Source organism: Flavihumibacter sp. CACIAM 22H1 (genome assembly GCF_001601815.1).
Lineage (GTDB): Bacteria > Bacteroidota > Bacteroidia > Chitinophagales > Chitinophagaceae > Flavihumibacter.
In genome coordinates this window covers 1-924 of the sequence record NZ_LUKG01000059.1, presented here as the reverse complement: position 1 = coordinate 924, position 924 = coordinate 1, and the positions used below count along the sequence as shown (strand labels likewise).

1 protein-coding gene is annotated in these 924 nt (G+C 33.8%); it reads right to left on the bottom strand.

Annotated elements, in window-relative coordinates; translation table 11 throughout:
• Positions 1-909: glycosyltransferase family 2 protein (locus A1D16_RS14925; protein ID WP_290710959.1), on the bottom strand; the 909-nt coding region annotated here is incomplete at its 3' end.
• Positions 910-924: the final 15 nt, after the last annotated feature.

Below are 924 nucleotides of genomic sequence, written 5' to 3'. Positions count from 1 at the left end.
TGCGAGGCAAATTAATTTCAACAGATTTTTAGGAAAACCAAATGCCATTGATTTTGTTATTTCATTTGTAGAAGATAGTCTTCCAAAAAAATACCGAAACATCAAAATAGGAACTTCAAGTATATAAATGAAAAGGTGAATAACGAACCAAATAGCACCGTACTGTTTTCGAATGCGTAGAAAATTTGAAACAAGTATTTGACAACCCTTTTTGTCATAGAGATTATAATAGCCTTTCCCGCTTGAATTAAAAACCTCATTTGCAGTAGCTCCCTGAAGATGAACAAATTTTAAATCGCCATACAATACTAATGGTCCGCTTTTTCTAATTCTTGCACACCATTCTATTTCTTCACTGTAAAGAAAAAAATCAGTATCCAACATTCCGGCATACTGTATGATTGATTTTTTAACCATAATAAAGGCACCATTTAACCAGTCAACATCAACTATATTTGATGAATCTGGCAAACTTGTACTTTTCACATTTATCTTCTTTGCAAGAAATTTAATTACTGTTCCGATTGTTGGCAGAGGTAAAAGATTGTTTAAGCCTCCCAGGATAAAATAGTTTCCAGTAATTTGAGGGCTTCCATCTACATTAATAAGTTGAACGCCTGCTGCGTTATAAGATGAAGCAACCAGCCTGTTGAAACATTCTTCGATCGAATTATTTAAGGAAAGAGTATCAGGGTTTAGGAGTAACAAGACCTCTCCTTTTGATTGTTCAATCCCGTAATTATTTGCTCTGGCGAAACCTGCATTATATCCCATCTGAAAAAATCGTATAGAAGGGAAGTGTGACTTTAGGGTTGTTTCAGAATTATCCTGAGAATCATTATCTACAATAATTATTTCATGAATAGTATTTAATGACGGAATTATTGACCTCAAGCTTTCGATTATCAGCTCAGAGGACTTATA